Annotated in this window: 20 protein-coding genes; 7 read left to right on the top strand and 13 right to left on the bottom strand. The window is 71.0% G+C overall.

All coding sequences use genetic code 11. The features are described 5' to 3' along the window. Positions 1-135: 135 nt before the first annotated feature. The 3 genes from QE388_RS00735 to QE388_RS00745 all read right to left on the bottom strand — a co-directional run bounded on the left by QE388_RS00735 (position 136) and on the right by QE388_RS00745 (position 2713). Positions 136-465, bottom strand: coding sequence for a thiamine-binding protein (locus tag QE388_RS00735; protein WP_275800638.1), 330 nt, complete (start codon positions 463-465; stop codon positions 136-138). Between the two features lie 10 nt (positions 466-475). Further along, positions 476-1780, bottom strand: coding sequence for a hypothetical protein (locus tag QE388_RS00740; protein WP_307382170.1), 1305 nt, complete (start codon positions 1778-1780; stop codon positions 476-478). Between the two features lie 75 nt (positions 1781-1855). After that, complete coding sequence (locus QE388_RS00745; RefSeq protein ID WP_307382172.1) at positions 1856-2713, bottom strand: ADP/ATP-dependent (S)-NAD(P)H-hydrate dehydratase; 858 nt, start codon at positions 2711-2713, stop codon at positions 1856-1858. Between the two features lie 28 nt (positions 2714-2741). Between QE388_RS00745 and QE388_RS00750 the strand changes: the two genes are divergently transcribed. Then, the gene (locus QE388_RS00750; RefSeq protein WP_307382175.1) at positions 2742-3800 is read left to right on the top strand and encodes an NADH:flavin oxidoreductase/NADH oxidase; all 1059 of its coding nucleotides are present in this window, start codon (positions 2742-2744) and stop codon (positions 3798-3800) included. A gap of 116 nt (positions 3801-3916) precedes the next feature. Here QE388_RS00750 and QE388_RS00755 read toward each other — a convergent pair whose 3' ends face one another. Both QE388_RS00755 and QE388_RS00760 read right to left on the bottom strand, forming a co-directional pair. Next, positions 3917-4972 (bottom strand): hemolysin family protein, encoded by a 1056-nt coding sequence (locus QE388_RS00755; RefSeq protein WP_275800645.1) that lies wholly within the window; start codon positions 4970-4972, stop codon positions 3917-3919. Next, a complete protein-coding gene (locus QE388_RS00760) occupies positions 4969-6312 on the bottom strand; it encodes a hemolysin family protein (RefSeq protein ID WP_058597194.1) in 1344 nt (447 codons plus the stop codon). Before QE388_RS00760 ends, QE388_RS00755 begins: the two co-directional genes overlap by 4 nt. Positions 6313-6467: 155 nt before the next feature. Between QE388_RS00760 and QE388_RS00765 the strand changes: the two genes are divergently transcribed. Further along, positions 6468-7496 carry a glycoside hydrolase family 76 protein gene (locus tag QE388_RS00765; protein WP_307382181.1) on the top strand — a complete coding sequence of 343 codons (1029 nt, stop codon included), beginning with the start codon at positions 6468-6470 and terminating at the stop codon, positions 7494-7496. Positions 7497-7502: 6 nt separating this feature from the next. On the opposite strand, the gene QE388_RS00770 is transcribed toward QE388_RS00765, so the two are convergent. Then, positions 7503-8957, bottom strand: a complete 1455-nt coding sequence (locus QE388_RS00770; RefSeq protein ID WP_307382184.1) for a GuaB1 family IMP dehydrogenase-related protein — start codon at positions 8955-8957, stop codon at positions 7503-7505. A gap of 139 nt (positions 8958-9096) precedes the next feature. Here QE388_RS00770 and QE388_RS00775 point away from each other — a divergent pair, with 139 nt between their 5' ends. After that, a complete protein-coding gene (locus QE388_RS00775) occupies positions 9097-12774 on the top strand; it encodes a multifunctional oxoglutarate decarboxylase/oxoglutarate dehydrogenase thiamine pyrophosphate-binding subunit/dihydrolipoyllysine-residue succinyltransferase subunit (RefSeq protein WP_307382186.1) in 3678 nt (1225 codons plus the stop codon). A 139-nt stretch (positions 12775-12913) separates the two neighbouring features. Here the strand turns inward: QE388_RS00775 and QE388_RS00780 are convergent, their stop codons facing one another. From QE388_RS00780 to QE388_RS00800, 5 genes are read right to left on the bottom strand one after another with little or no spacing between them, the layout of a single operon-like run. After that, positions 12914-14215: an esterase family protein gene (locus tag QE388_RS00780; protein ID WP_307382189.1), complete on the bottom strand. Its 1302-nt coding sequence runs from the start codon at positions 14213-14215 to the stop codon at positions 12914-12916. After that, positions 14212-16725 (bottom strand): bifunctional lysylphosphatidylglycerol flippase/synthetase MprF, encoded by a 2514-nt coding sequence (locus tag QE388_RS00785; RefSeq protein ID WP_307382191.1) that lies wholly within the window; start codon positions 16723-16725, stop codon positions 14212-14214. Before QE388_RS00785 ends, QE388_RS00780 begins: the two co-directional genes overlap by 4 nt. Positions 16726-16761: 36 nt before the next feature. Continuing rightward, positions 16762-18072, bottom strand: coding sequence for a GNAT family N-acetyltransferase (locus tag QE388_RS00790; RefSeq protein WP_307382195.1), 1311 nt, complete (start codon positions 18070-18072; stop codon positions 16762-16764). Positions 18073-18115: 43 nt separating this feature from the next. Further along, positions 18116-18358 (bottom strand): zf-HC2 domain-containing protein, encoded by a 243-nt coding sequence (locus tag QE388_RS00795; RefSeq protein ID WP_058597188.1) that lies wholly within the window; start codon positions 18356-18358, stop codon positions 18116-18118. After that, a complete protein-coding gene (locus tag QE388_RS00800) occupies positions 18355-18960 on the bottom strand; it encodes a sigma-70 family RNA polymerase sigma factor (RefSeq protein WP_058597207.1) in 606 nt (201 codons plus the stop codon). Before QE388_RS00800 ends, QE388_RS00795 begins: the two co-directional genes overlap by 4 nt. Before the next feature lie 112 nt (positions 18961-19072). Here QE388_RS00800 and aroA point away from each other — a divergent pair, with 112 nt between their 5' ends. From aroA to bcp, 3 genes are read left to right on the top strand one after another with little or no spacing between them, the layout of a single operon-like run. Then, on the top strand, positions 19073-20422 hold the full coding sequence (aroA, locus tag QE388_RS00805; RefSeq protein ID WP_058597187.1) for a 3-phosphoshikimate 1-carboxyvinyltransferase: 1350 nt from the start codon (positions 19073-19075) through the stop codon (positions 20420-20422). Positions 20423-20437: 15 nt separating this feature from the next. Further along, positions 20438-21496 carry a ribosome small subunit-dependent GTPase A gene (gene rsgA / locus QE388_RS00810; RefSeq protein ID WP_058597186.1) on the top strand — a complete coding sequence of 353 codons (1059 nt, stop codon included), beginning with the start codon at positions 20438-20440 and terminating at the stop codon, positions 21494-21496. Continuing rightward, positions 21493-21963, top strand: coding sequence for a thioredoxin-dependent thiol peroxidase (gene bcp, locus QE388_RS00815; RefSeq protein ID WP_307382199.1), 471 nt, complete (start codon positions 21493-21495; stop codon positions 21961-21963). Before rsgA ends, bcp begins: the two co-directional genes overlap by 4 nt. 471 nt (positions 21964-22434) lie before the next feature. On the opposite strand, the gene QE388_RS00820 is transcribed toward bcp, so the two are convergent. Continuing rightward, a complete protein-coding gene (locus tag QE388_RS00820) occupies positions 22435-22830 on the bottom strand; it encodes a histidine kinase (RefSeq protein WP_275799060.1) in 396 nt (131 codons plus the stop codon). A 214-nt stretch (positions 22831-23044) separates the two neighbouring features. On the opposite strand from QE388_RS00820, the gene QE388_RS00825 reads away from it, so the two are divergent. Further along, positions 23045-23293, top strand: a complete 249-nt coding sequence (locus QE388_RS00825; protein ID WP_013583608.1) for a WhiB family transcriptional regulator — start codon at positions 23045-23047, stop codon at positions 23291-23293. A gap of 479 nt (positions 23294-23772) precedes the next feature. On the opposite strand, the gene QE388_RS00830 is transcribed toward QE388_RS00825, so the two are convergent. Beyond that, positions 23773-25269 (bottom strand): sensor histidine kinase, encoded by a 1497-nt coding sequence (locus QE388_RS00830; RefSeq protein ID WP_058597206.1) that lies wholly within the window; start codon positions 25267-25269, stop codon positions 23773-23775. Between the last annotated feature and the right edge of the window lie 20 nt (positions 25270-25289).

The raw sequence follows: 25289 nt of genomic DNA on the forward strand, positions 1-25289 counted from the left end.
TCAATTTATCCGGCCGCGCGCTTCGATCCTGACGCTTGCGCGACGCGTGGTCCCGCCGCTTGCGCGACGCGCGACGGCGCGGCAAGGGGCCGCCGAGCGGACGGCCGCGCGACGCCCGCCCGGGTCAGCGCGGACTCACTCCGACGCGGCGTCGTCGATCGCGCGCTCGAGGCGCTCGATCTTGCCGTCGATCTCACCCGTGCGGCCGGGCCGGATGTCGGCCTTCAGCACGAGCGACACGCGCGAGCCGTACGGCAGGACCGCCTCGGTGGCGCGCTTGACGACGTCGAACACCTCGTCCCACTCGCCCTCGATCTCGGTGAACATCGAGGTGGTGCGGTGCGCGAGGCCCGAGGAGCGCACGATGGAGACCGCGGCGGCCACGGCATCGTGCACCGACCCGTCGGTGTTCTCGGCAGACAGGCTGCCCGTTCCGGACGGGGCGACGGAGAAGGCGACGAGCATGCTGTCGAGGTTAGTCGGCCGTCGTCGCGACCGTCGTCGTGCGGCGGCCCGTCACCAACTCGCGCAGGTCGCCGGGGCGCGCGACGCGCCCGACGGGCACCCGCACCACGCGCGCGATCGCCCACACCATGAGCACGAGCGCGAGGATGTTGCGCGCCTCGAGCAGGAAGACCGGGAACGGGGCGGGGTGCGTGGCCATCAGGCCGTCGTAGACCATCGGGTACATCCACTGCGTGAGCCCGGCGATCACGAGGGTGAGCGCCGCGAGACCGTACCACCGGCGGCGATCGATCATCAGCCCGAGGATCACGGGGGCGAACACCCACACGTAGTACTGCGGCGAGCCGACCTTGTTGAGCGCGATGAACGCCGTGACGAGGGCCAACGAGAGCGGCGGGAACAGGGTCACGAAGGTGGCTCCCGCCCAGAGCTTGCGTGCACCCACGACCGCCACCCCGGCCATGACGAGCAGCATGAGCGGGGTCATGATCGCGATGACCGGGTCGACGCCGGGACCGGTCACCTGGAACGTGAGCACGCCGCCGTCGTAGTAGACCTCCGAGCCGGGTACGTAGAACGAGGCGAGGATCATGTAGAGGCCCCCGACGGGCGCCTCCATCTGGATCCCACGCGAGGTCTGATCCCCCACGAAGCCGAGCACGAACGGCGCACCGCCCAGCGCCACGACCGGGATGACCGTGGCGAGCGACACCGCGACCGCGCCCCAGATGAGCGAGAGCCGGCGGCGCACGACGATGAGCCCCGCCGCCAGGATCGCCGCGGGCCACACCTTCATCCACACCGCGATCGACAGCAGGACGGATGCCACGAACGGCCGCCGCACGAGCCAGATGCTGCCGAGGATCGCGAACGGCACCGTGATCCCGTCGATGCGGTAGAGCCCCACCGGTCCGATCAGCAGGATCGCGGCGAGCCAGAACCACGCGGCCACGACCCGGCCGGTCGAGCGACCCTTGCCGACGAGGATGACGAAGGCGACGAGGTTCGCCAGCGACACGGTGAGCGCCCACGCCGGGGTGTAGCCGATCGCCCACGCGAACACCCACGCGAAGGTCATGGGCACGAAGGCGAGCTGCGGGTAGATCCACTTCTCGGTGATGCCGGGCCATTCCCACGTCGCGGACCGCGTGCAGGAAGTCACGTCGATGCCCCCGAACAGCGCGCAGCGCGACCAGGGTTCGTAGACCAGGTACACGTCGCCCATGGGTTCGTTCGGCTGCTGGTAGCCGAGGACCGCCACGGTGACGTGCACGGCGACGAACGCGATCAACAGGGGAACGACACGCCTCAGCACCGCCTCATCCTAAGCGGGAGACCCTCGACGGCCCGGACGGGCAGCCGCCCTCGGCCGGTGCGGACGCGGCAACCGTTACGCGATCGAGTCCGACAGCACCTCGGCGATCACCCGCGGCAACGCCTCCGCCACGTCGAGCGCGGTGATCGGTCCGCCCGCTCCCCCGTGGATTCCGGATGCCGCCCGCCCGGCCGTCCCGTGCAGCCACGCCGCCGTCGCGGCGCACGCGGCGAGGTCGTCGAGACCGACGCGATCCTCGGCGACCGCGCCCGCCGTCACGGCGCCGAGGACTCCCGCGAGCACGTCACCGGTTCCCGCGGTCGCGAGCCAGGGTGTGCCCGCCCGCACCCGACGGGTCCACCCGTCCGCGGTCGCGACGATCGTCGTCGCCCCCTTCAGCAGGACCACGCCGCCGAACGCCGCAGCGGTCTCGCGCGCCGCCTCCTCGCGAGCGTCGTCGTCCGTGGCATCCATCGACGGCAGCCCCAGGTCGGAGCGGAGACGATCGAGTTCCCGCGCGTGCGGCGTCACGATGACGGGGGCGCTGGCCCCGACGACGAGATCGAGCGCGCCCGCGTCGACGACGACGGGAAGGTCGCCGTTCAGAAGGCCGCGCAGCGCCGCCGTCTCGGCCGCGTCGCGCTCGGCGGCATCCGTTCCCGACCCGATCACCCACGCCTGCACGCGCCCGTCGGCGGTCACCGTCTCGGGTCGGCGCTGCAGCACGAGGTCCTGCGCGCGCTCGGGTCCGAGGTAGCGCACCATGCCCGTGCCGGTGCGCCACGCGGCCTCGACGCCGAGCATCGCCGCGCCGGGGTACCGGGTCGATCCCGTGCGAAGCCCCAGCACCCCGCGGGAATACTTGTCGTCGTGGGCCGTTGGCCTCCGAAGGACACGGGATGCATCCTCCCCGGTCCATTCCTTCGCCGTCATGGCGTCACCATAGAACGCAAAGGTCCCCGTGAGCACCCTCTTCACACCTCTGTCCGTCCGCGGTATCGAGACGCGCAACCGCCTGTGGGTCTCGCCCATGTGCCAGTACAGCGCGACCGAGGGGATGCCCAACGACTGGCACCACGTCCACCTCGCCCAGTTCGCGGCCGGGGGTGCGGGTCTGGTCATCGCCGAAGCGACCGCCGTCTCACCGGAGGGGCGCATCTCGCCCGACGACGTCGGCCTGTGGAACGCCGCCCAGGTCGAGGCCTGGGCACCGATCGTCGCGGCGATCCGCGCGCGCGGATCCGTCGCCGGCGTGCAGCTCGGCCACGCGGGGCGCAAAGCGTCGACCACGTCGCCGCTCACCGGTGGCCGCGGCAACGTCGCGCCCGCCGACGGCGGCTGGACGACCGTCGCCCCCTCGGCCCTCGCATACGACTCCTTCGCCGAACCGGTCGCGTTGGATGCGGCGGGCATCGAGAAGGTCGTCGCCGATTTCGCGGATGCCGCCCGCCGGGCGGTCGCGGCCGGATTCGAGGTCGTCGAGATCCACGCCGCCCACGGCTACCTCCTGCACCAGTTCCTCTCCCCGCTCACGAACCACCGCGACGACGTCTACGGCGGCTCCTTCGAGAACCGCGTGCGCCTCGTCGTGCGCGTGACCGAGGCCGTGCGCGCCGCCGCTCCCGATGCCGCCGTGTTCGTCCGGTTCTCGGCGACCGACGCCGCCGAGGGCGGATGGGACGTGGCCGACACCGTCGCCGCGTCCCGGCTGGTCGCCGAGGCGGGCGCCGATCTCATCGACGTCTCGAGCGGCGGGCTCGTGCCGCATCAGCACATCGTCCCCGGACCGGGATATCAGGTCGACTACGCGGCGACCGTCCGCCGCGAGAGCGGGCTGCTCGTCGCCGCCGTCGGAATGATCGACGACCCGACCTTCGGCGAGCAGATCCTGGCCGATGGCCGCGCCGACGCGATCCTGTCCGCCCGCGAATGGCTCCGCGACCCGCACTACGCGCTTCGCGCCGCGGCCACCCTCGGCGACCCCGTTCCCGCACCCGCGCAGTACCTCCGCGCCTACTGAGCCACGCGGGCGGGCGCACGGCGAACCCCGGCGAACGGGCGGCCCACGCTGCCGCCCGGCGGTGAGAACACCGGATGCCACGAGGCCAGGGCCCCGTGGCATCCGGTGTTCTGCGTTCAGGCGAAGCGGCGACGCGCGGTCGCGTCCTGCACCTCGCCGACCAGCTCTTCGATGACGTCCTCGAGGAAGAGCACCGCGCGCACGTCGCCGGCCTCATCGCGCACCTGCGCGAGGTGACGACCGGAGCGGCGCATGAGAGCGAGGGCGTCCTCCAGGTCGGTCGTCTCGAGCACCGACACCATGTGGTGGATGCGCTTGCTCGGGATGGGGCGCGCCATGTCGGCATCCGACCCGTCCGCGGCGCGGAGCACGTCCTTGAGGTGCACGTAGCCCGTGGGATGGCCGGCTTCGTCGACGATCACGTATCGCGAGTAACCGTGCTGCGCGACCGCGCGCTCGATCTCGCCCGGCGTGGTCCGCTCCGGCAGCGTGACGAGCTCGGCCATCGGCACGGCGATGTCGGCGGCCTTCTTCTCGGTGAACTCCACGACCGCCGTGACCGTACCCGCGGCGTCGTCGAGCACGCCCTCGCGCCGCGACTGGTTCACGATGGTGGCGACCTCATCGAGGGTGAAGGTGGATGCCGCCTCATCCTTGGGCTCGACCCGGAACAGCCGCAGCACGTGATTCGCGGTCCAGTTCAGCGCGACGATGATCGGGTGGAACGCCTTCGACACCGCGACGAGCGGCGGGGCGAGCATGAGCACCGCCCGGTCGGGCAGCGAGAACGCCAGGTTCTTCGGAACCATCTCGCCGAACACGACGTGCAGGTACGACACCAGCAGCAGGGCGACGACGAAGCCGACCACGCCGACGGCCGCCTCGGGCAGCCCGGTGAGCCCCAGCGGCCCCTCGAGCAGGTGGTGGATCGCCGGCTCCGAGACGTTCAGGATCAGCAGCGAGCAGATCGTGATGCCGAGCTGGCACGTGGCCAGCATGAGCGTCGCGTGCTCCATCGCGTAGAGGGCCGTCTTGGCCGCGCGAGAACCGCGCTCCGCGAGCGGCTCCACCTGCGAGCGACGCGCCGAGATGACGGCGAACTCCGCGCCGACGAAGAAGGCGTTGGCGACGAGGAGCACGACCAACCAGGCGATTCCTGCCCAATCGCTCATCGCTGATCACCGCCCTTCGCGGCGCGCACGAGGTCGTCGATGTTCTCCTCCACCGGGTTGGCCGTGTACTGCACGCGATCGACACGACGGCCGTCCATGCGGTTCACGGTCAGGACGCCGTCCTCGATGTCGACGGTGTCCCCCACCGCGGGGATCCGTTCGAGGGTCGCCATGATGAAGCCGCCCACGGTGTCGTAGGCGTCGCCCTCGGGCACGCGGACGCCCGCACGGTCGAGCGCCTCGTCGGGACGCAGGTCGCCGGGGAAGGTCAGCGACACGGCCGTGCGCACCACGCCCGCGCGCGAGCGGTCGTGCTCGTCGAGCACCTCGCCGACGATCTCCTCGACGAGATCCTCGAGCGTCACGATGCCCGCTGTCCCGCCGTACTCATCGACGACGATCGCCATCTGGTAGCCGCGCGAGCGCAGCTCCGACACGAGGGCGTCGAGGTGCACCGTCTCGGGAACGCGGAGCGGTTCGGTGGCAAGGGCCGCCACCGGCACCTCGCCGCGCTTCTCGCGGGGCACGCCGATCGCGGCCTTGAGGTGCACGACGCCGACGATGTCGTCCATCGACTCGCCGTACACGGGGAAGCGGCTGTGCCCGGTCCGTCGGGCGAGCTGCACGACGTCGTCGGTGGGGTCGCCGGCGGCGAGCGCGTGAACGCTCGGGCGGGGCGTCATGACATCGGCCGCGCTGAGGCGTGCGAACGTGAGGCTGCGATCCAGCAGCGAGGCGGTGTCCTTCTCGAGCATGCCGGCGCTCGCCGACCGCTTGACGAGGCTCGACAGCTCCTCGGCCGACCGGGCTCCCGACAGCTCCTCCTTGGGCTCCACGCCCATCGCGCGCAGCACGCCGTTAGCGCTGCCGTTGAGCACGACGATCGCGGGCTTGAAGACGGCGGTGAAGGCGACCTGGAACGGGATGACGAGCTTCGCCGTCTGCCGCGGGATGGCGAGCGCGAAGTTCTTCGGGACCAGTTCGCCGAGGATCATCGACAGCACGGTCGCGAAACCGACGCCGATCACGGCCGCGACCGAGACGGTCACCGCCTCGGGAAGCCCCCACGACGCGAACACGGGGCGCAGCAGGTTCGAGATCGCCGGTTCCATCGTGTAACCGGTGAGAAGCGTCGTCAGCGTGATGCCCAGCTGCGCGCTCGACAGGTGCGTCGAGGTGATGCGCAGCGCATCGATCGTGAGCGACAGTCGGGACTCACCGGCTTCGCGGCGGGCTTCGAGGTCGGCGCGGTCGAGGTTGACCAGCGCGAACTCGCTCGCGACGAAGAGTCCGGTTCCCACGGTGAGGAGCAGCCCCACGCCCAGCATGACGTAATCCATCAGGCATCACCCCCGCTCGAGCGTTCGGCGGAAGAGGGTCGTTGGGGCCAGGGTCTACAACTGGGAGGGTCGTCCATCGTGCCGACGATTCTAGGGCAGCACCACGACCCTCGCGGCCGGTCGGATCGGATCCGTGCCGCGGGCAGGATGGAGGAATGGATGCCACCTCCCCGGCGCAGGCGCGCGCAATGTCGGCCGAGGCCGCCGTCGTCCGCCGTTTCGTCCACCGTTTCGGCCCGGTGGCGTGGGCGCACGCCGCGGCGCCCGAGGTCGCGGGGGCACGCACGTGGCACTACTGGTGGCACGCGCATCTCCTGCACGTGTTCAGCGAGGCGCAGGAGCACCGCCCCGATCCCCGGCGCGCGCGGCTGCAGCGCGAGCTGCACCGCGGCGTCACCCTCCGCACGATCGGTCGCTGGACGACGCCGTTCTACGACGACGTCGCGTGGATGACCCTCGCGCTGCAGCGCTACGACCTCGGGGATCGGCGGATCGAGCGGCTCGTCCGCCGACTCGCCGACGCGATCGACCCCGCCGTGGGGGCTCTGCCGTGGGCGGTGGATAGCAGCCTCTACAACGCGCCCGCCAACTCCCCCGCCGCGATCGCCCTGGCGTGGACGGCGCGACGCGGGGCGGCTGTCGACCTCGACGCGTGGGTCGCGGCGACCCTCGACGACGCCGGGACGGGACTCGTCCGCGACGGCGTCGAGCAGGGCGTCGTCCGGCCCGAGCTGTGGACGTACAACCAGGGGGTGGCGATCGGCTCGGCTCTCGCCCTCGCGGAGACGGCGCCCGACGCCGATTCGCGCGATGCGCACCTTGCTCGCGCGGCGGGCCTCGTCGCGGCTGTCGAGCGCTGGTGCGCCCCGGACGGCGGCCTGTTCCCCGCGGCCGGGGGTGGCGACGGCGGGCTCTTCGCCGGTATCCTCGCCCGCTACCTCGCCGAGGCGGCCGCGTCGTTCGCCGGCGGTCCCGCCGACGATGAACAGCGCGCGGTGGCCGAGAGCGCGCGACGCCTGGTTCGCGTCAACGCCGAGGCGCTGTGGGAGGGCCGTCGCGGCGACCTGTTCCCCGCCGACCCGCGTCGGGCGGCACGCGCCGACGGCGACGACCTCGACCTCTCGGTCCAGCTCGGGGCGTGGATCACGCTCGAGGCCGACGTCGCGGCATCCCTCACCAGCTGACGGTCCTCACCAGCTGACGGGGAGCGCCTTACCCTCTTCGTACCCGGCGGCCGACTGGAGTCCGACGCGCGCACGCTCGTGGAAGTCCGCCACCGTGGCCGCACCCGCGTACGTGAACGACGAGCGCACGCCCGAGGTGATCATGTCGAGCAGGTCTTCCAGCCCCGGACGCTGCGGGTCGAGGTAGATGCGCGACGACGAGATCCCCTCGGCGAAGAGCTCTTTGCGGGCGCGTTCGAACGGATCGAGCCGGCCGAAGCGCCCCTGCACGGCCTTCGTCGAGGCCATGCCCCACGACTCCTTGTAGACGCGTCCGTCCTCGTCGGTGCGCAGGCGCCCGGGAGATTCGATCGTGCCCGCGAACCACGAGCCGATCATCACGGATGCCGCGCCCGCCGCGAGCGCGAGGGCCACGTCGCGGGGGTAGCGCACCCCGCCGTCCGCCCACACGTGCGCCCCGACGCCGCGCGCCGCCTCCGCCGTCTCGAGGACGGCCGAGAACTGCGGGCGACCGACGGCGGTCATCATGCGGGTCGTGCACATCGCGCCCGGACCGACACCGACCTTGAGGATCGACGCGCCGGCGTCGGTGAGGTCGCGCACGCCCTCGGCGGTGACGACGTTGCCCGCGGCGATCGGGATGCCGAGGTCCAGCGCCGCGACCTCGCGGAGCGCGCGCAGCATCTGCGCCTGGTGCCCGTGCGCCGTGTCGACGACGAGCACGTCGACCCCGGCCGCGGCGAGCGCGCGGGCCTTCCCCGCGACATCGCCGTTGACGCCGACGGCCGCGGCGACGATCAGGCGCCCCTCAGCGTCGACGGCCGGACGGTACACCGAGTCGCGCAGCGCGCTGCGCGCGGACAGCGTGCCGACGATCCGGTCGCCGTCGACCACCGCGACGATGTCGGCCTCGCCCACGAGCGCGAACACCTCACGGGGATCGCCGACCTGCGTCACCTCGACCAGCGGCGCATCGGTGCGGGCGATGTCGCCGAGGGTGGCATCCGGGAGCGCCGTGGCCAGGCGCGGAGCGGGAACGATGCCGCGGAAGTCGGTCAGGGCGATCACGCCGTCGTCGCGGGGATCGGCGACGACGATCCCGCGGCCCGGCACGGGAGGGAGGATGAGACGTGCGTCGGCGACGGTCGCCGACGGGGGAAGGACGAGCGGAGCATCCCACGCCACGGGCTGCGCCTTGACCCAGCCGACCGCGTCCACGAGCTCGGGCAGCGGCAGATCCTGCGGCAGGACGCCGAGACCGCCACGGCGCGCCAGCGTCGCCGCCAACCGCGTCCCGGTGACCGAGTTCATGTTGGCCGAAACCAGCGGCAGGGTCGCCCCGCTCCCGTCCCCCGGGGCGAGGTCCACATCGAGACGGCTGCGCACCTCCGAATGCCGCGGGACGAGAAAGACGTCCGAGTAGGTCAGATCGACGTCAGGCTGAGCACCGGAGAACTCCATGGCATCCACCTCACCACATCAGGGGAATGTAAAGACCCGGAAGCCGTACAGATTCCTCGGCTAGGGTTGAGAGAGTGCGTGACGGTGACGTCGTGCGCATTCCACAGGAATCTTCATCGAGGAAAGCAGGCGATCGACTGTGTCGAGCCAGGTGACGGGCGTCGGTACTTCGAGCGAGGGCGAGTTCGGCGCGAACGAGTGGCTCGTAGACGAACTCTACGAACAGTTCAAAGTCGACAAGCACTCCGTGGACAAGGCCTGGTGGCCGATTCTGGAGGCGTACCACCCGGTCGTCGACGGATCCGCCGCGGCCGGCAGTCCGCCCTCGGCCCCCGCGGCCGAGCCGAAGCCCGTGACGGCCCCCATTCCCGTGGTCGGTCAGGCTCCGGTGGCCCGCACCACGACGAAGCCCGCGGCTCCTCAGCCCATCCCCGCGCAGGCGCCCGCCGCGGCGCCCTCGTCGGGGACCGAGAGCACCGAAGAAGACCGCGTGACGGTCCTGAAGGGGATGCCGAAGGCACTGGCATCCAACATGGACGACTCGCTGACGGTCCCGACGGCGACGAGCGTCCGCACGATCCCGGCGAAGCTGATGATCGACAACCGCATCGTCATCAACAACCACATGTCGCGCACGCGCGGCGGCAAGGTGAGCTTCACGCACCTCATCGGGTGGGCGCTGATCCAGGCGCTCAAGGAGTTCCCGAGCCAGAACGTCTACTACGCCGAGATCGACGGCAAGCCCTCGGTCGTGGCGCCCGCGCACATCAACCTGGGCATCGCGATCGACATGCCCAAGCCCGACGGGTCGCGCGCCCTCCTCGTGCCGAGCATCAAGCGCGCCGACACCCTCACGTTCGGCGAGTTCCTCGCCTCGTACGAAGACCTCGTGCGCCGTGCGCGCAACAACAAGCTGACCCCGGCCGACTTCCAGGGCACCACGATCTCGCTGACGAACCCCGGCGGCATCGGCACGGTGCACTCGGTCCCCCGCCTCATGCGCGGCCAGGGCGCGATCATCGGCGCCGGTGCGCTCGACTACCCGGCCGAGTTCCAGGGCGCGAGCGAGAAGACGCTCAACGAGTTCGCGATCGGCAAGACGATCACCCTCACCAGCACCTACGACCACCGCGTCATCCAGGGGGCGGGCTCGGGCGAGTTCCTCAAGAAGGTGCACGAGCTGCTCATCGGGCAGCGCGGCTTCTACGACGACATCTTCGCGGCGCTGCGCATTCCGTACGCACCGATCCACTGGGCCGCCGACATCAACGTCGACATTTCGGAGCGCATCGACAAGAGCGCACGCGTGCAGGAGCTCATCAACTCCTACCGCGTCCGCGGCCACCTCATGGCCGACATCGACCCGCTCGAGTACGTCCAGCGCACGCACCCCGACCTCGAGATCGAGTCGCACGGACTCACGTTCTGGGACCTCGACCGCGAGTTCGTGACCGGGGGTCTCGGCAACCGGCGGGTGGCGAAGCTCCGCGACATCCTCGGCGTTCTGCGCGACTCGTACTGCCGCACCATCGGCGTCGAGTACATGCACATCCAAGACCCCGTGCAGCGCACCTGGTTCCAGAACAACGTCGAGGTCAAGTACACCAAGCCCGGCCACGACGAGCAGCTGCGCATCCTGTCGAAGCTGAACCAGGCCGAGGCGTTCGAGACCTTCCTGCAGACGAAGTACGTCGGCCAGAAGCGCTTCAGCCTCGAGGGCGGCGAGTCGCTCATCCCGCTGCTCGACCAGATCCTTCAGGGCGCCGCATCCAAGGGCCTCGACGGCGCCGCGATCGGCATGGCCCACCGCGGTCGTCTCAACGTGCTGACCAACATCGGCGGCAAGACGTACGGCCAGGTCTTCCGCGAGTTCGAGGGCGCCGTCGCCGTGGGCAGCAAGCGCGGCTCGGGCGACGTGAAGTACCACCTCGGAACCGAGGGCACCTTCGTCGGCGACAACGGCGAAGAGCTCCCCGTGTACCTCGCTGCGAACCCGTCGCACCTCGAGACCGTCGACGGCGTGCTCGAGGGCATCGTCCGCGCCAAGCAGGACCGCAAGCCCATCGGGACCTTCTCGTGGCTGCCCATCCTCGTGCACGGCGACGCCGCGTTCGCGGGTCAGGGCGTCGTCGTCGAGACGCTGCAGATGTCGCAGCTGCGCGGCTACCGCACCGGCGGCACGATCCACGTCGTGGTGAACAACCAGGTCGGCTTCACCACCACGCCGACCGACGCCCGCACCTCGGTGTACGCCACCGACGTCGCCAAGACGATCCAGGCTCCCGTCCTGCACGTGAACGGCGACGACCCCGAGGCCGTCGTCCGCGCCGCGGAGCTCGCGTTCATGTACCGCGAGGAGTTCCACCGCGACGTCGTGATCGACCTCGTCTGCTACCGCCGCCGCGGTCACAACGAGGGCGACGACCCCTCGATGACGCAGCCGCTGATGACGAACCTCATCGAGGCGAAGCGCTCGGTCCGTCGCCTGTACACCGAGTCGCTCGTCGGCCGCGGTGACATCACCGAAGACGAGTACGAGCAGGCCAAGCAGGACTTCCAGAACCGTCTCGAAGTCGCTTTCGCCGACACGCACGAGGCCGAGACCGGGACGAACCCCGTCATCTCGACCGAGGCCGCCGACGACGTGCCGACCGGCGCGCCCGAGACGACCGGCGTGTCGCGAGAGGTCGTCCACCACATCGGCGACGCCTTCGTGAACAAGCCCGACGGCTTCACGGTGCACAACAAGCTCCAGCAGCTGCTCGAGAAGCGATTCGACATGAGCCGCAACGGCGGCATCGACTGGGCCTTCGGCGAGCTCCTCGCCTTCGGCTCGGTGCTCATGGAAGGAACGCCCGTCCGCCTCGCCGGTCAGGACTCGCGCCGCGGCACGTTCGTGCAGCGTCACGCGGTGCTTCACGACCGCAAGAACGGCCAGGAGTGGCTGCCGCTCGCGAACCTCAGCGAGAACCAGGGTCGATTCTGGGTCTACGACTCGCTGCTGAGCGAGTACGCCGCGATGGCGTTCGAGTACGGCTACTCGGTCGAGCGCTCCGACGCGCTCGTGCTGTGGGAGGCGCAGTTCGGCGACTTCGCGAACGGCGCCCAGTCGGTCATCGACGAGTTCATCTCGTCGGCCGACCAGAAGTGGGCGCAGCAGTCGAGCGTCGTCCTGCTGCTCCCCCACGGCTACGAGGGTCAGGGTCCCGACCACTCGTCGGCACGCATCGAGCGCTACCTGCAGATGTGCGCGCAGGACAACATGATCGTCGCGCGTCCCTCGACGCCCGCGTCGTACTTCCACCTGCTGCGTCGCCAGGCGTACCAGCGCCCCCGCCGTCCGCTCATCGTCTTCACCCCGAAGGCCATGCTGCGCCTGCGCGGGGCGACGAGCCCGGTCGAGGACTTCCTCGAGGGGCGCTTCGAGCCGGTGCTCGACGATGACCGCGGTCTCGACGGCGGCGCCGTGAAGCGCGTGCTGCTGCACGCCGGAAAGATCCACTGGGATCTGCGGGCCGAGCTCGACAAGAACCCGAACCCCGAGATCGCCCTCGTCCGGCTCGAACAGTACTACCCGGCGCCGATCGAAGAGCTCACCCGCGCGCTCGACCAGTACCCGAACGCCGAACTGGTGTGGGTGCAGGACGAGCCCGAGAACCAGGGCGCGTGGCCCTTCATCGCGCTCGAGGTCGACGACAAGCTGGGTCGCCCGATCCGCGTCATCTCGCGCGCTGCCGCAGCCTCCACGGCGACCGGCTCACCCAAGGTGCACGCGAACGAGCACGCCGCGATCATGAAGGCTGCTCTCGAGCGCTGATCCTCCCCACGAGAAGGGCCCGGTCGGAAGACCGGGCCTTTTCTCGTGCGCGCCCTCACGCCGTCTGGGCCCGTGCGCTCCCGACCCGCGCGGGTCCATGGCCCCGCAGGACGCCGGGACCCGTCAGGGCACAGGCGCGTCAGGACGCGGGCGGAGCCAGACCGAGCACCCGGGCCAGCACGGGGAGGGAGTACGCGAGGCTGGCATCCAGTGCTTCACCCGTGTGTCCCGCTCCCGGCACGACGTAGGTCACGACGGTGAATCCCGCGGCCTGGGAGGCCTCGGAGTTCGCCTTCTGCCCGGGGCCGTAGGTGGTGTCCTCGCTCCCCCACGTGAAGATCGCGAGGTGGCCGGTGTAGGTGCCGGGCAGCGCGGCGGCCATGATGACCGACGGCTTCGTCGCCTGGAACGCGTTCGCGTCGCCGTTGAACACCTCCGCGACGGTCTTGTCGACGTGCTCGGAGCCCGGGAACTCGTTGCCCATGATGTCGAGCATCTGGCCCCACACCTCGGGATACTTCGCGCCGTACACCGCGGCGCACGACCCCCCGTTCGAGAAACCGCCGATGGTCCAGTACCGGTGGTCCTTGACGATGTTGAGCTTCGCCTCCGCCCACTGCGGCACGAGCTGGTTGATGTAGGTCGACACGGCGCCGTACTTGGCGGAGTCGACGCAGGCGGGGTCTCTGTCGGGGGCGCCCAGCTGGTCGACGACCACGGCGATGGGAGCGAGACCGTTGTGTTGAGCGGCGAACGCGTCGAGCGCCTTGGCGAGGTTGGTCGGGTCGGGAGAACCCGGCTGCCCCATCATGAACACCAGGAGCGGAAGGGCCGGCGGGTTCGCGACCTGCGCCGCCGGCGGGAGGTAGAGCGAGGCGTCGCGCGCGGCGTACTGCCCCGTCGGGATCTTGGCATCCCCCGTCAGGGCGCTCACCGAGCCCTTCGACGGCATCCCCGCGGGGGGCTGCCAGTTCTGGTACAGCGTCGCCGGATCGCCCGCTGTCGCGGTGGGTGCGGGCAGCGACGCGGGGTCGAGGGCCTGCACGCCCAGAATGGCCGCGAGGTTGTGCGTGACGCCGTACGACGTGTTGACGCCGAGCGCGGCCGCGAAGAGGCCGGCGAGCACCGTCACCACACCCACCACCCGACGCCCCCACGGGCGGCGGCAGATCCCCACGACGCCGATGGCGACGGCGACGATCCCGCCCGTGGCCCAGGTGGCCGCGTGGGCCGGCAGCGGCCCCTGGAAGAGTCCCCTGGCCTCCAGGATGTGCGCGACGATGTACATGAGGATGCCCGCGCTGACGCCGATGAGCAGCGTCGGGACGATCCGCCGCGGCGACCACGCGATCACGGCGATCACGCCCAGACCCGCGATCACCGCGCAGATCGTGAGCAGCGGACTGTCGATGAGTTCGAAGGACAGCACGAAACGGTTCACCGGCGCCCCTCCCATGCGGTTCTCGCCAAAGCGACGATCTCACGGCGCGACGCGTCGGGGAGGTAGGCGCGGCCGACGGCCGCCCCGATCGCCGGAAGCTGGAGCGGGTCACGGTAGGCGAGCGAGAGCGGGCGGTACCGCGGGCGGAACTTGCCCTTGAATCGGAACAGCGACGCGAAGCCGTACGCGGGTTCGAGCACCTCGGCGAGCCACCGCAGCAGAGCCCGCAGCGGACCGGGGTCGCCGTCCGCCGGCTCGTCGGGATCGTCCGCGAGAGGCGCTCCCGACAGGCTGAGGACCGTCGCCCCCTCCGACTGCAGCTGCAGGGCCGCCTTCGCGATGAGGAACTCCATCATCCCGTTGGGCCCGTCGGTGCGTCGACGCATGAAGTCGAGCGTCCACCCCGTGAGCTCGCCGTCGGTCCAGCTCGGCATCCAGCTCGTCACCGCTTCGATGCGGTCGTCGGGCCCGACCGCCAGGAGCAGACGGACGTCGCGGTCGCGCAGCTCATCGAGGGAGCCGAGCGTGAAGCCCATCTCGGGCAGGGCGCGATCGGCCACCCATTCCTCGTCGATGGCGGTCACCTGCGACACCTGCGACACCGTCAGCTCGTGCCATCGGGTCCAGACGGCGGTGTAGCCCTCGCGCTCCGCGCGCGTCATCGGCTGCCGGACCTTCTGCCACGCTTTGCCCGCGAACGTCAGCCCGGGAAGATCCATGACCGTCTCGACGCCGACGGGGATCTGCCTCCACCCGAGATCGCGCAGATCGTCCGCGGTATCGGAATGGATGCTGTAGAACGCAGGTGTCCACCCGTGCTCGACGCAGAAATCGGTGAAGGCCCGTAGAGCCTCGGGGCGCCCACCGGGCGGCGTCAGGGGGTCGCCGACGGCGAGCGCCACGTCGCCGACCAGTCGATACGCGATCGCGCTCTGCCGATCGGCCGACGACCAGTGCCGGTTTCCCTCCCACGTGCCGAGGAAACCGAGGGTGTCGCTCCCCCGCCGCAGCAGTTCCCGGTAAAGCGAGTCGTCGTCGGCATCCGGGCGCTGCACCCGGCGGTACAGCCACAGGATCGCCGCGATCACGATCGCCCAGAAGAGAACGCCGACCCACTGGTAGGCGAAGAGGGCCACGCCGTGGTGCGGGAATCCCGAGGCTCCGGGCGTGGTGTACGACGGCGGGAAGAACCGGCGCAGCGTGAGCCCCAGCATGTCGAGCACCGAGATCTCGCGGTCGAAGGCACGCCGCCCCAGCTCCTCGGTGACGAAGAAGCCCGAGCCGATGGCGACGAAGGCGAGCCCGACGATGACGGCGAAGGTGCGCGCCGCGCGCCGCGTCGCGCGCACGGGGAAACGGCGCCTCGCCACCACCAGGGCGGCGGCAAGAACCAGGGGGATGACGACGGATGCCAGGGCCCACAACACATACTCGGCACCACTGCCGTCGACCCACGGATCGATGCGCAGCCGGCCGTTCGCCAGGGCGACGAGGGGCGAGACGGCGGACATCACGAGGGTGAGGACCGCGAGGACGAGAGCCGCGCGGCGACCCTGGCGCAGCCCCCACGCGGCGACAAGCATGAGGGCGAGGGGAACGATCGCCAGCAACGCCGGTCCCAGCCCCCGGGTCATCAACAGCGCGACCTGCTCGTTGCAGACCGACTCCGAGAGCTGTTCGCACCGCGCGAGGAGGGCGTCGTCGTACTGGGTGTACGCGTCGACCACGAGAGACAGGGGTCCGCGGCCGCCGCCGCTGATGAGCGCGACGAGTGGCCCGCTCCCCACGACGGCGACCATCAGTGCCAGGAGCGTCCGCGTCTCGCGCGCGGAGCTGCGATGCCAGGACCGTCGCTCGATCCCCCGGGCGAGCACCGCGCCCACGACGAGTCCGATGGTCGCCGCGATGATGCGGTACCAGGAGTCCGCGTCACCGGCGTAGAGCGCGAAGAGCGAGAGCAGGGCGAACCCGACCAGGCGGAGTCGACGACGCCACAGGGTGAGGGCGAAAGCGCTGGCCACCATCACGACACCCGCGAGCGGTGTCGTGGGGTCGAGGACCGGCACCTCGGCGGCCACGACCGGCCGCAGATCGGTCACCGACCAGACGGCCGCGTGCATCCCCACACCGGCGAGAAGCCCGACGATCCCGATGACGAGATACAGGATGCCGGTCCGCCGAGAGCCGAGGAGTCGTTCGGCCGCGGCGAGCGCCGTCAGGGCGAGAACCACCGACGTGATCGCGTCGATCGGCGAGTCCGGGATGAACAGCGCGGTCGCGATCGTCCACCACCGTCCGGAGGCGAACGTGGTGAGGGGGCCCGCGCCCCAGATGAGAGCGTCCTCGCCCCAGAGCGTGCCCGTCGCCGCCGCCGACGCGGTGACCAGCACCGCGATGCACACCGCGACCGGGTTGGCCCGTACGTATCGCCCGAGGGCCGCCGCGAGGGCGCGCGGATCGACCCGGAACCGCGAGCGCCGCGGCGGGGAGGGGGGTGGGGCGTCGGACATCGGCAGGAGGTTACGGGGCGACCCTATGAGAGACGCTCAGTACCAGATGTCCAGGAGAGGGGCGACGTCCGGAACGAAGGCGGCGTCGACCGCGGCCAGTGCCGCCGCCGAACCGCGCACGAGGCCCGCGGCAGCGAGCTCACGGGCTCGGACGCCGCCGAGCAGCAGCGAGCTGAGCGCGGCGACAGACAGCTCGACGTCGACGTCGCGGGACTCGGGGGCCGCGTCGACCTCCGCCACCCCGTCGGCGTCGATGCGCAGGCTCCACGCGCCATCGGCGAAGCCGAGGGGATCCTCGACCCGCAGGACGACGTCGAGAGCACGCGCGTAGCGGCGCGCGCTCAGGGCCGTGGGCACGTCGAGGATGCGCAGCCAGTGGTGGTCGGTGAGCGTCGCCGTCACGGCCCGACGGTCGGCGACCATCCACTGAACCGGCGGGACGGCGGGCTGCAGCGACGCCTTGACCTCGCCGACGAGATCGTGTTCGATCGCGAAGCGCCACAGCGCGGCTGCGGCCTCGTCGCCGTCGGCGAAGAGCGCCCGCACGCTCAGGACGTGCGCCGAGTAGTCGTCGTTCGGTCCGGGGTCGAGCGTGTACACGAGGATGCCGCGTTCCTCGCCCGCCGCGTCGCGGTACGACACGGCGCGCACCTTGTTGCCGTCCTTGGCGTCGGGGGTGAGACCGGCCATGCCGCGCCAACGCCCCTCCCAGCCGGGCACGGACCCGGGACGTTCGAGGCGAACCCTCTCGTGGACGCGGCTCAGTCGCTCGGGGAGGCTCTCGCGCGAGACGAAGTCCAGGCGCCCCGGTGCGACGGGACCGGTCCACCGCGCGCGCCGCGTGTCGACGACGACGTCGGAGGCCCAGGCGGCGGGAGAGAACCCCCACCGCCCGTAGATCGTCGCCTCGGTGACCGTCAGTCCGGCGAGCGGAAAGCCCGCGGCGGCCGCGGTGCGCAGTTCGCCCGTGAGCATCGCGCGGGCGATCCCCCGGCGTCGGTGGGTCGGAGCCACCGTGACGGCGCTGATCGACCAGAGGGGGATCGTCCGCCCGGGCGACACGGTGAGCTCGGTGGCCCACGAATCGACGGTCGCGACGGGTGACTCGGGGGCGACGCCCGCACGGTCGAACACGCCGGTCAGACGACGCGGCGTCAGCGCCCGGCGAGCACTCTCGACCTCGTCCGCGGAGGGATCCTCACCGAGGAATCCTCGTGACACCGCACGCAGGAAAGGCTCGAAGCCCTCGTGGTCGGCCTGTACAAGGGCGTACTGGAGGCCGCTGGCCTCCAGGTCGGCGGCGGAGGTGGCGTCGAGAGCGAGAGCGCGCGTGTCGGTCGTGGCCATACCCCCAGCCTACGGACCCGCGTGCGGCCGCCGCCCGTCCGCGTCAGTGAGCGGCCTGAACCGAGCGGAGTCTGGCGAGCACCTGGTCGCGGAGTTCCTCCGGCGCCGTCTCTTTGCAGGCCCGCGCGACCACTTCGGTCAGCGTGCGGGCGACGAGCGCCTCGTCCTGGCATCCGGGGCAGTTCTCGAGATGGTCCCGGATGTCCTTCGCCTCGGTCTTGCAGACCTCGTTGCGGAGGTACTCCTCCAGGTCGCGCCGTGCCTGGTCGCAGCCGCAGTCGCTCATTTCTTCTCTCCTGTCGCGGCCTGGAAGCCGCGTTCTTTCGCGTAGTCCGACAGCAGGTCACGCAGCAGCCGTCGGCCGCGGTGCAGACGACTCATGACCGTGCCGATCGGGGTTTTCATGATGTCGGCGATCTCTTGGTAGGCGAAGCCCTCCACGTCGGCGAGGTACACCGCCAGGCGGAAGTCTTCGGGGATCGACTGCAGCGCGTCCTTGACGACCGACGCGGGCATGTGATCGATGGCCTCGGCCTCGGCCGAGCGCGCGCTGGTCGCGGTCGTCGACTCGGCGCCGCCGAGCTGCCAGTCCTCGAGGTCGTCGATCGCGCTCTGGTACGGCTCGCGCTGCTTCTTGCGGTACGTGTTGATGTACGTGTTCGTGAGAATCCGGTACAGCCACGCCTTGAGATTGGTGCCCTGGGTGAACGTCGCCCACGACCCGTAGGCCTTGACGAACGTCTCTTGCACGAGGTCGGCCGCGTCGGCGGGGTTGCGCGTCATGCGCATCGCCGCCGCGTACAGCTGGTCCATAAAGGGCAGCGCCTGCTCTTCGAACTGCGCGCGGGGTTCCGCCACCGGCGGGAGGGTGTCTGCCGTGTCGTCCATTGGGCGCCAGTCTACGTCGGGCGTGTCGACGACCACCGGGATGGTCGTGCGCACGCCGGAGCGCTCGAGAAGTGCGGTCACGTGTCGTCCCCTTTCAGTAGGCTAGAAACCGATGACACGTCTCGGGTATTCCCCTTCCGCCGCCACTCCTCGTGGGGCGTGGAACGCGCCCGTCGCCGACGCAGCGGTGGATGCCACCGTCACGGTGCCCGGCTCCAAGTCGCTCACCAACCGCGAACTCGTGCTCGCCGCGATCGCCGACGGCCCCGGCATGCTGCACGCTCCGCTGCACTCCGACGACTCGGCGCGCATGGTCGAGTCGCTGCGCGAACTGGGGGTCGGCATCGAAGAGGTGGCCACCGACTCACCCTTCGGACCCGATCTCCTCGTCACCCCGCCTGCCGCGTTCTCGGGCGACGTCACGATCGACTGCGGGCAGGCCGGTACCGTGATGCGCTTCGTCGCACCGGTCGCGGGGCTCGCGCGCGGCGACGTCCACGTCACGGCGCACGAGAGCGCGCTGCACCGTCCGATGGGCGCGATGATCTCCGCGCTGCGCGAGGTCGGCGTCGACATCGACGACGGCGGCCACTGGGCGCTCCCGTTCACCGTCCGCGGCCACGGTCACGTGCGCGGCGGCGAGGTCGAGATCGACGCGAGCCAGTCGAGCCAGTTCGTCTCGGGCCTGCTGCTGGCCGCTCCGCGTTTCGACGTCGGTCTGCACCTGCGCCACGTGGGCTCTCGCCTGCCGAGCATCCCGCACATCGACATGACCGTCGAGGCCCTCGCGCACCGCGGCATCCATGTCGAACGACCGGCCGTCGGCGAGTGGATCGTCCCCGCGGGCCCGATCCGCGCGAAAGACGTCGCGATCGAACCCGACCTCTCCAACGCCGCTCCGTTCCTCGCCGCGGCGATGGTCACCGGCGGATCCGTCACGGTCACCGGATGGCCCCTCCACAGCACGCAGCCCGGCGCGCTCCTGGCCGACATCCTCAGCGAGATGGGGGCCAGAGTGAGCCGCCGGGGCGGTGCCCTCACCGTGTCGGCGGGCGAGCGCATCGCGGGACTCGAGCTCGATCTCTCCGCCGCCGGCGAACTCGCCCCGACCCTCTTCGGTCTCGCGGCGTTCGCCGACGGCCCGACGACGCTGCACGGCATCGGCCACATCCGGGGTCACGAGACCGACCGCATCGCGGCGCTCGTCGGCAACCTGCGCTCGCTCGGCGGCGAGGCGCACGAACTCGAAGACGGCATCCGCATCGTGCCGCAACCCCTGCGCGGCGGCGAGTGGAAGGCGCACCACGACCACCGCCTGGCGACGACGGGCGCGCTGATCGGCCTGCGGGTCCCCGGCGTCGAGATCGACGACATCGGCACGACCGCGAAGACGCTCCCCCAGTTCGCCGGACTGTGGCACGCCATGCTGGGTCTGGACGAGGGCACGGATGCCGCGCGCTGACGCCCGGAGCACCGGGTGAGCTGGCTCGACGACGGCGACGACGACGACCTCGAGTACGACGAGTCGTCGATTCGGGTCCGCCCCAACCCCAAGGCGAACCGGCCGCGCACGAAGCGTCGGCCCGCGCACGCGGACGCCCGGATCGCCCGTGTCCTCGGCGTCGACCGCGGTCGCTACACCGTGCTGCTCGACGAGGACGAGCCGACCGAGCGCAGGGTCCTCGCGACCCGCGCGCGAGAGCTGCGCAAGCAGCCGATCGTCAACGGCGATCGCGCCCGCGTCGTCGGAGACCTCTCCGGCGACGAAGGCACGCTCGCGCGCATCGTCGGGATCGAGGAGCGCACGTCCCTGCTCCGCCGCAGCGCCGACGACACCGACCAGGTCGAACGGGTGATCGTGGCGAACGCCGACCAGATGCTCATCGTCGTCGCGGCGGCCGATCCCGAGCCCCGGGAGCGGCTCGTCGACCGGTACCTGGTCGCGGCGCTGGACGCCGGCATCCGTCCCCTGCTCGTCGTCACGAAGACCGACCTGGCCGATCCGACGGAGTTCCTCTCGCACTTCGACGGCATCGACCTGCGCGTCTTCACCAGCGCGCAGGGAGCCATGCCGCTCGATGAGATCGGCGAGGCCATCGCGGGGCACTCGACGGTGTTCGTCGGGCACTCCGGCGTCGGCAAGTCGACGCTCGTGAACGCGCTCACCGGATCGGAGCGCGCGATCGGGCACGTCAACACCGTCACGGGCCGCGGGCGCCACACCTCGTCATCCGCCGTGTCGCTGCGCTACCGCGGTCCCGCGGGTTCCGGCTGGGTCATCGACACCCCGGGCGTGCGCTCCTTCGGCCTCGGCCACGTCGATCCCGCCCACGTGCTCGGGGCCTTCACCGACCTCGCCGAGGCCGCGGAGGACTGCCCTCGTGGCTGCACGCACCTGCCCGACGCCCCGGACTGCGCGATCGCCGAAGCCGTGGCATCCGGTCGCCTGGGCCCGGGGGCCGAGGCCCGACTCGACTCGCTTCACCGATTGCTGACCACTTTCCAGGCCATCGAGCGTTCTAGGCTGGAGGGGTGACGAACCTCTCAAAGGGCGACACCGCCCCCGACTTCACCCTGCTCGACCAGGACGAGCACCCCGTCTCGCTGAGCGACTTCCGCGGGCGCCGCGTGATCGTGTACTTCTACCCGGCGGCGCAGACCCCCGGCTGCACGACGCAGGCATGCGACTTCCGCGACAGCCTCGCGTCGCTGCAGGGCGCCGGTTACACGGTGCTCGGCGTCTCCCGCGACACCACCGAGAAGCTGCGCGCGTTCCGCGACAGCGACGGCCTGACCTTCCCGCTGCTCAGCGACCCCGACCACGCCGTGCACGAGGCGTACAGCGCGTGGGGCGAGAAGCAGAACTACGGCAAGACGGTCACGGGCGTTCTGCGCTCGACCTTCGTCATCGACGAGGACGGCACGATCGTCGAGGCGCAGTACAACGTCAAGGCCACCGGCCACGTCGCGCGCCTGCGCAAGGCGCTCGGCCTCGCCGCCTGACACGGACGCCACGGCCCCGCCCCGCGCTCGCGGCGGCGGGGCCGCTTCGTTCCCCGCGCGGCGCGCCGCCCGCGCGGTGGCGGGGCCGCTTCGTTCCCGGCGTCGCAGCGCTGCGCGGCGCCGCGCACCTCGGCCCACACGCCCCATAAACGCTCTCCGCTCACATAAACGCGAGCAGCACGTGTTTCTCAGCGCGGATAGCGTTTATGGCGAGGGCGGGCGGGCTCACCGCTGACCCTGCCCGCTCGGCGGGACCGGCTCACGGCCCCGGCCCCCGGCCACACCGAGCACGGTCGGATCCGCGACGGCGCGCGGTCGACACGACCCATAAACGCTCTCCACTCGCATAAACGCGAGCAGCGCGTGTTTATGAGCGCGGATTGCGTTTATGGCGACGAAACGCGACCCACACCGTCGGCGCTCACGCCACGACCGATGCCCTGCGACGTCGTCGCCGCGGATGGGCGAACGTCAGGCGCCGTCGCCGTCGGCAGCGTCACGGCGACGCGGCGCGGCGGCCCGAACGGCGAGCACGAGAAGGACGAGACCGATCACCGCGGGAACCGCGATGAGCAGCGCGACCGCGGGCGCGGCCCACTCCCCCGTGATCGCACCGAGGGCGACGGAGAGGATCAGCAGCTGGGTCACGATGCCGCCGGAGCGTCCGGCCGATACGCCGCGCGCGGTGGCCACGCCGAACGCCGCGACGATGACCGCACCGATGACGGTGAGCACGATCAGGGCGATCGAGCTGACGACGGAGTCGGTATCGCCGCCGATGAGGGCGACCACCTGCCAGCCGGCGAGGGCCAGGATGCCGAGGGCTTCGAGGCCCAGAACGAGCGCGGCCCAGAGGCGAACAGGCATCGGAAAAGCCCTCCCGGCGGAGATCATCACGCCGTTACGATCTGGAAACCTACCGGTTACCTCTTGATCGTGCGGAATCGCTATGGGAGCATGGAACAAGCCGTGTGCTCCCACAGCGAAGTGGGGCGAGCAATCGCTCGCGTTCCCACCAGGGTACCGGACCCGAATGCCGGTGCCGAATCGACCATTTTTTCTGTTACAAGGAGCACCCCCTATGGATTGGCGCGACAAAGCAGCCTGCCTGACCGTCGACCCCGAGCTGTTCTTCCCCGTGGGCAACACCGGCCCCGCGGTCGACCAGATCGAGAAGGCCAAGTCGGTCTGCGCTCGCTGCACCGTCACCGAGGTCTGCCTGCAGTACGCCCTCGAGTCCGGTCAGGACTCGGGCGTGTGGGGCGGTCTGAGCGAAGACGAGCGTCGCGCTCTCAAGCGCCGCGCCGCTCGCGCTCGCCGCGCGTCCTGACCTCGCGGCATCCGCCGTTCGACGAAGCCCGTCCCTCCGGGGGGCGGGCTTCGTCGTGTGTCCGCGCGGCCCCGCGAGAGCAGGTCGGACCGACGGAGAACGGGCCACCCCGGGACGATGTGTCATCCCGGCGGACTTGCGGGACGACCCGGGAAGTACGGCGCGTACCGTCACGCGGAGTCGGTCGGCGACACGCCGCGTGGACGTGACGACCCCCGGCGCGTCGCGCACGGACTCCGCCGGACGGCACAACCCGGCGGCCCGACACTGGACGGCCCGGGAAGTACGGCGCGTACCGTCGCGCGGAGTCGGTCGGCGACACGCCGCATGGGCGTGACGACCCCCGGCGCGTCGCGCACGGACTCCGCCGGACGGCACGACCGGGCGAGCCGACAGGCCCGCGCGCGACGGATGGGTGTTCTCCCCGAACAGGAATCCGCCGTCCCCGCCGTTCTCGGCGGCGCCCGCCGAAGCGCGCGTCAGACGGACGTACCGCCGATGTAGCGCAGCGGGATCTCGATCGTGACTTCGGTGCCGCTGCCCATGAGCGTGTGCCAGTCGATCGTTCCGCCGAGTTCGCCCTGAATCAGCGTGCGCACGATCTGCGTGCCGAGACCGCGGCCGACCTGTCCCTCGGGCAGGCCCACCCCGGTGTCGCGCACACTCACCGCGAGCACCTCGTCGGTGCGCTCGGCGGCGATCTCGACGTCGCCCTCTTGGCCGGCGAGGCCGTGCTCGACGGCGTTCGTGACGAGCTCGGTCAGGGCGAGCGCGAGCGGCGTCGCGAACTGACTCGGCAGGGTGCCGAACTGCCCCGTCGTGCGGGTGCGCGCGCGGGTGTTGGGTGCCGCCGCGACCTCGGCGACGAGCTTGAGCACGCGGGCGAACACGTCGTCGAAGTCGACGTTCTGCGCGAGGCCCTCCGAGAGCGTGTCGTGTACGACGGCGATGGCCGAGACACGCCGCATGGCCTGAGTGAGCGCGTCGCGCGCCTCGTCGGAGTGGGTGCGACGGGCCTGGATGCGAAGGAGTGAGGCGACCGTCTGAAGGTTGTTCTTGACGCGGTGGTGGATCTCGCGGATCGTCGCGTCCTTGGTGATGAGTTCCTGTTCCTGGTGGCGGATCTCGGTCACGTCGCGGCTGAGGACGATCGCCCCGATGCGGGTCCCCCGGTCGCGCAGCGGGATCGTGCGCAGCGACACCTGCACCCCGCGCGCTTCCATGTCCGCGCGCCACGGCGCGCGGCCGCTCACGACCACGGGGAGCGACTCATCGACGTCGAGCCGTTTGGCGGGCAGGATGCGGGCGGTCACCTCGGCGAGCGACTCCCCCTCGAGCTCGTCGTCGAACCCCATGCGGTTGAAGGCCGAGAGCGCGTTGGGGCTCGCGAACGTGGTGATGCCGTCGACGTCGAGGCGGATGAGACCGTCCGAGGCGCGCGGAGCGCCGCGCCGCGGTGCGGTGGGGGCGGCGAGATCGGGGAACTCGGCCGAGGCGATCATGCCGAAGAGATCGTCGGCGCAGTCGTTGAACGTGATCTGCTGGCGCGAGGGGGTGCGCGTCTCGCCGAGGTTGGTGTGCCGCGTGAGCACGCCGACCGTCGTCACCGCGTCGCCCTCGCGCGAGAGCTCACGCACGATCGGTACCGCGCGGACGCGGGTGGGCGTCTCTTCGAACCAGTCGGGGGATGCCGAATCCACGATGCGTCCGCTCTGGAACGCGTCGCGCACCTGCGTACGCCACTGCGGGCGGACCCGGTCGCCCACGATGTCGCGGTAGAACAGGGTGGCCGCTCCCCCGGGCCGCGTGTGCGCGACCGCGACGAACGAGTCGTCGGGCGTCGGCACCCAGATCACGATGTCGGCGAACGCGAGGTCGGCGAGGAGCTGTCCATCGCCGGCCAGGCGGTGCAGCCACTCGACATCGGCCTCGCTGGCGCGGCCCTGGGCGTAGACGAGTTCACTGAGTGTCGACACCACTCCACACTAGAGGCCGC

Origin of the sequence: Microbacterium sp. SORGH_AS_0969 (assembly GCF_030818255.1) — a bacterium.
GTDB lineage: Bacteria > Actinomycetota > Actinomycetes > Actinomycetales > Microbacteriaceae > Microbacterium.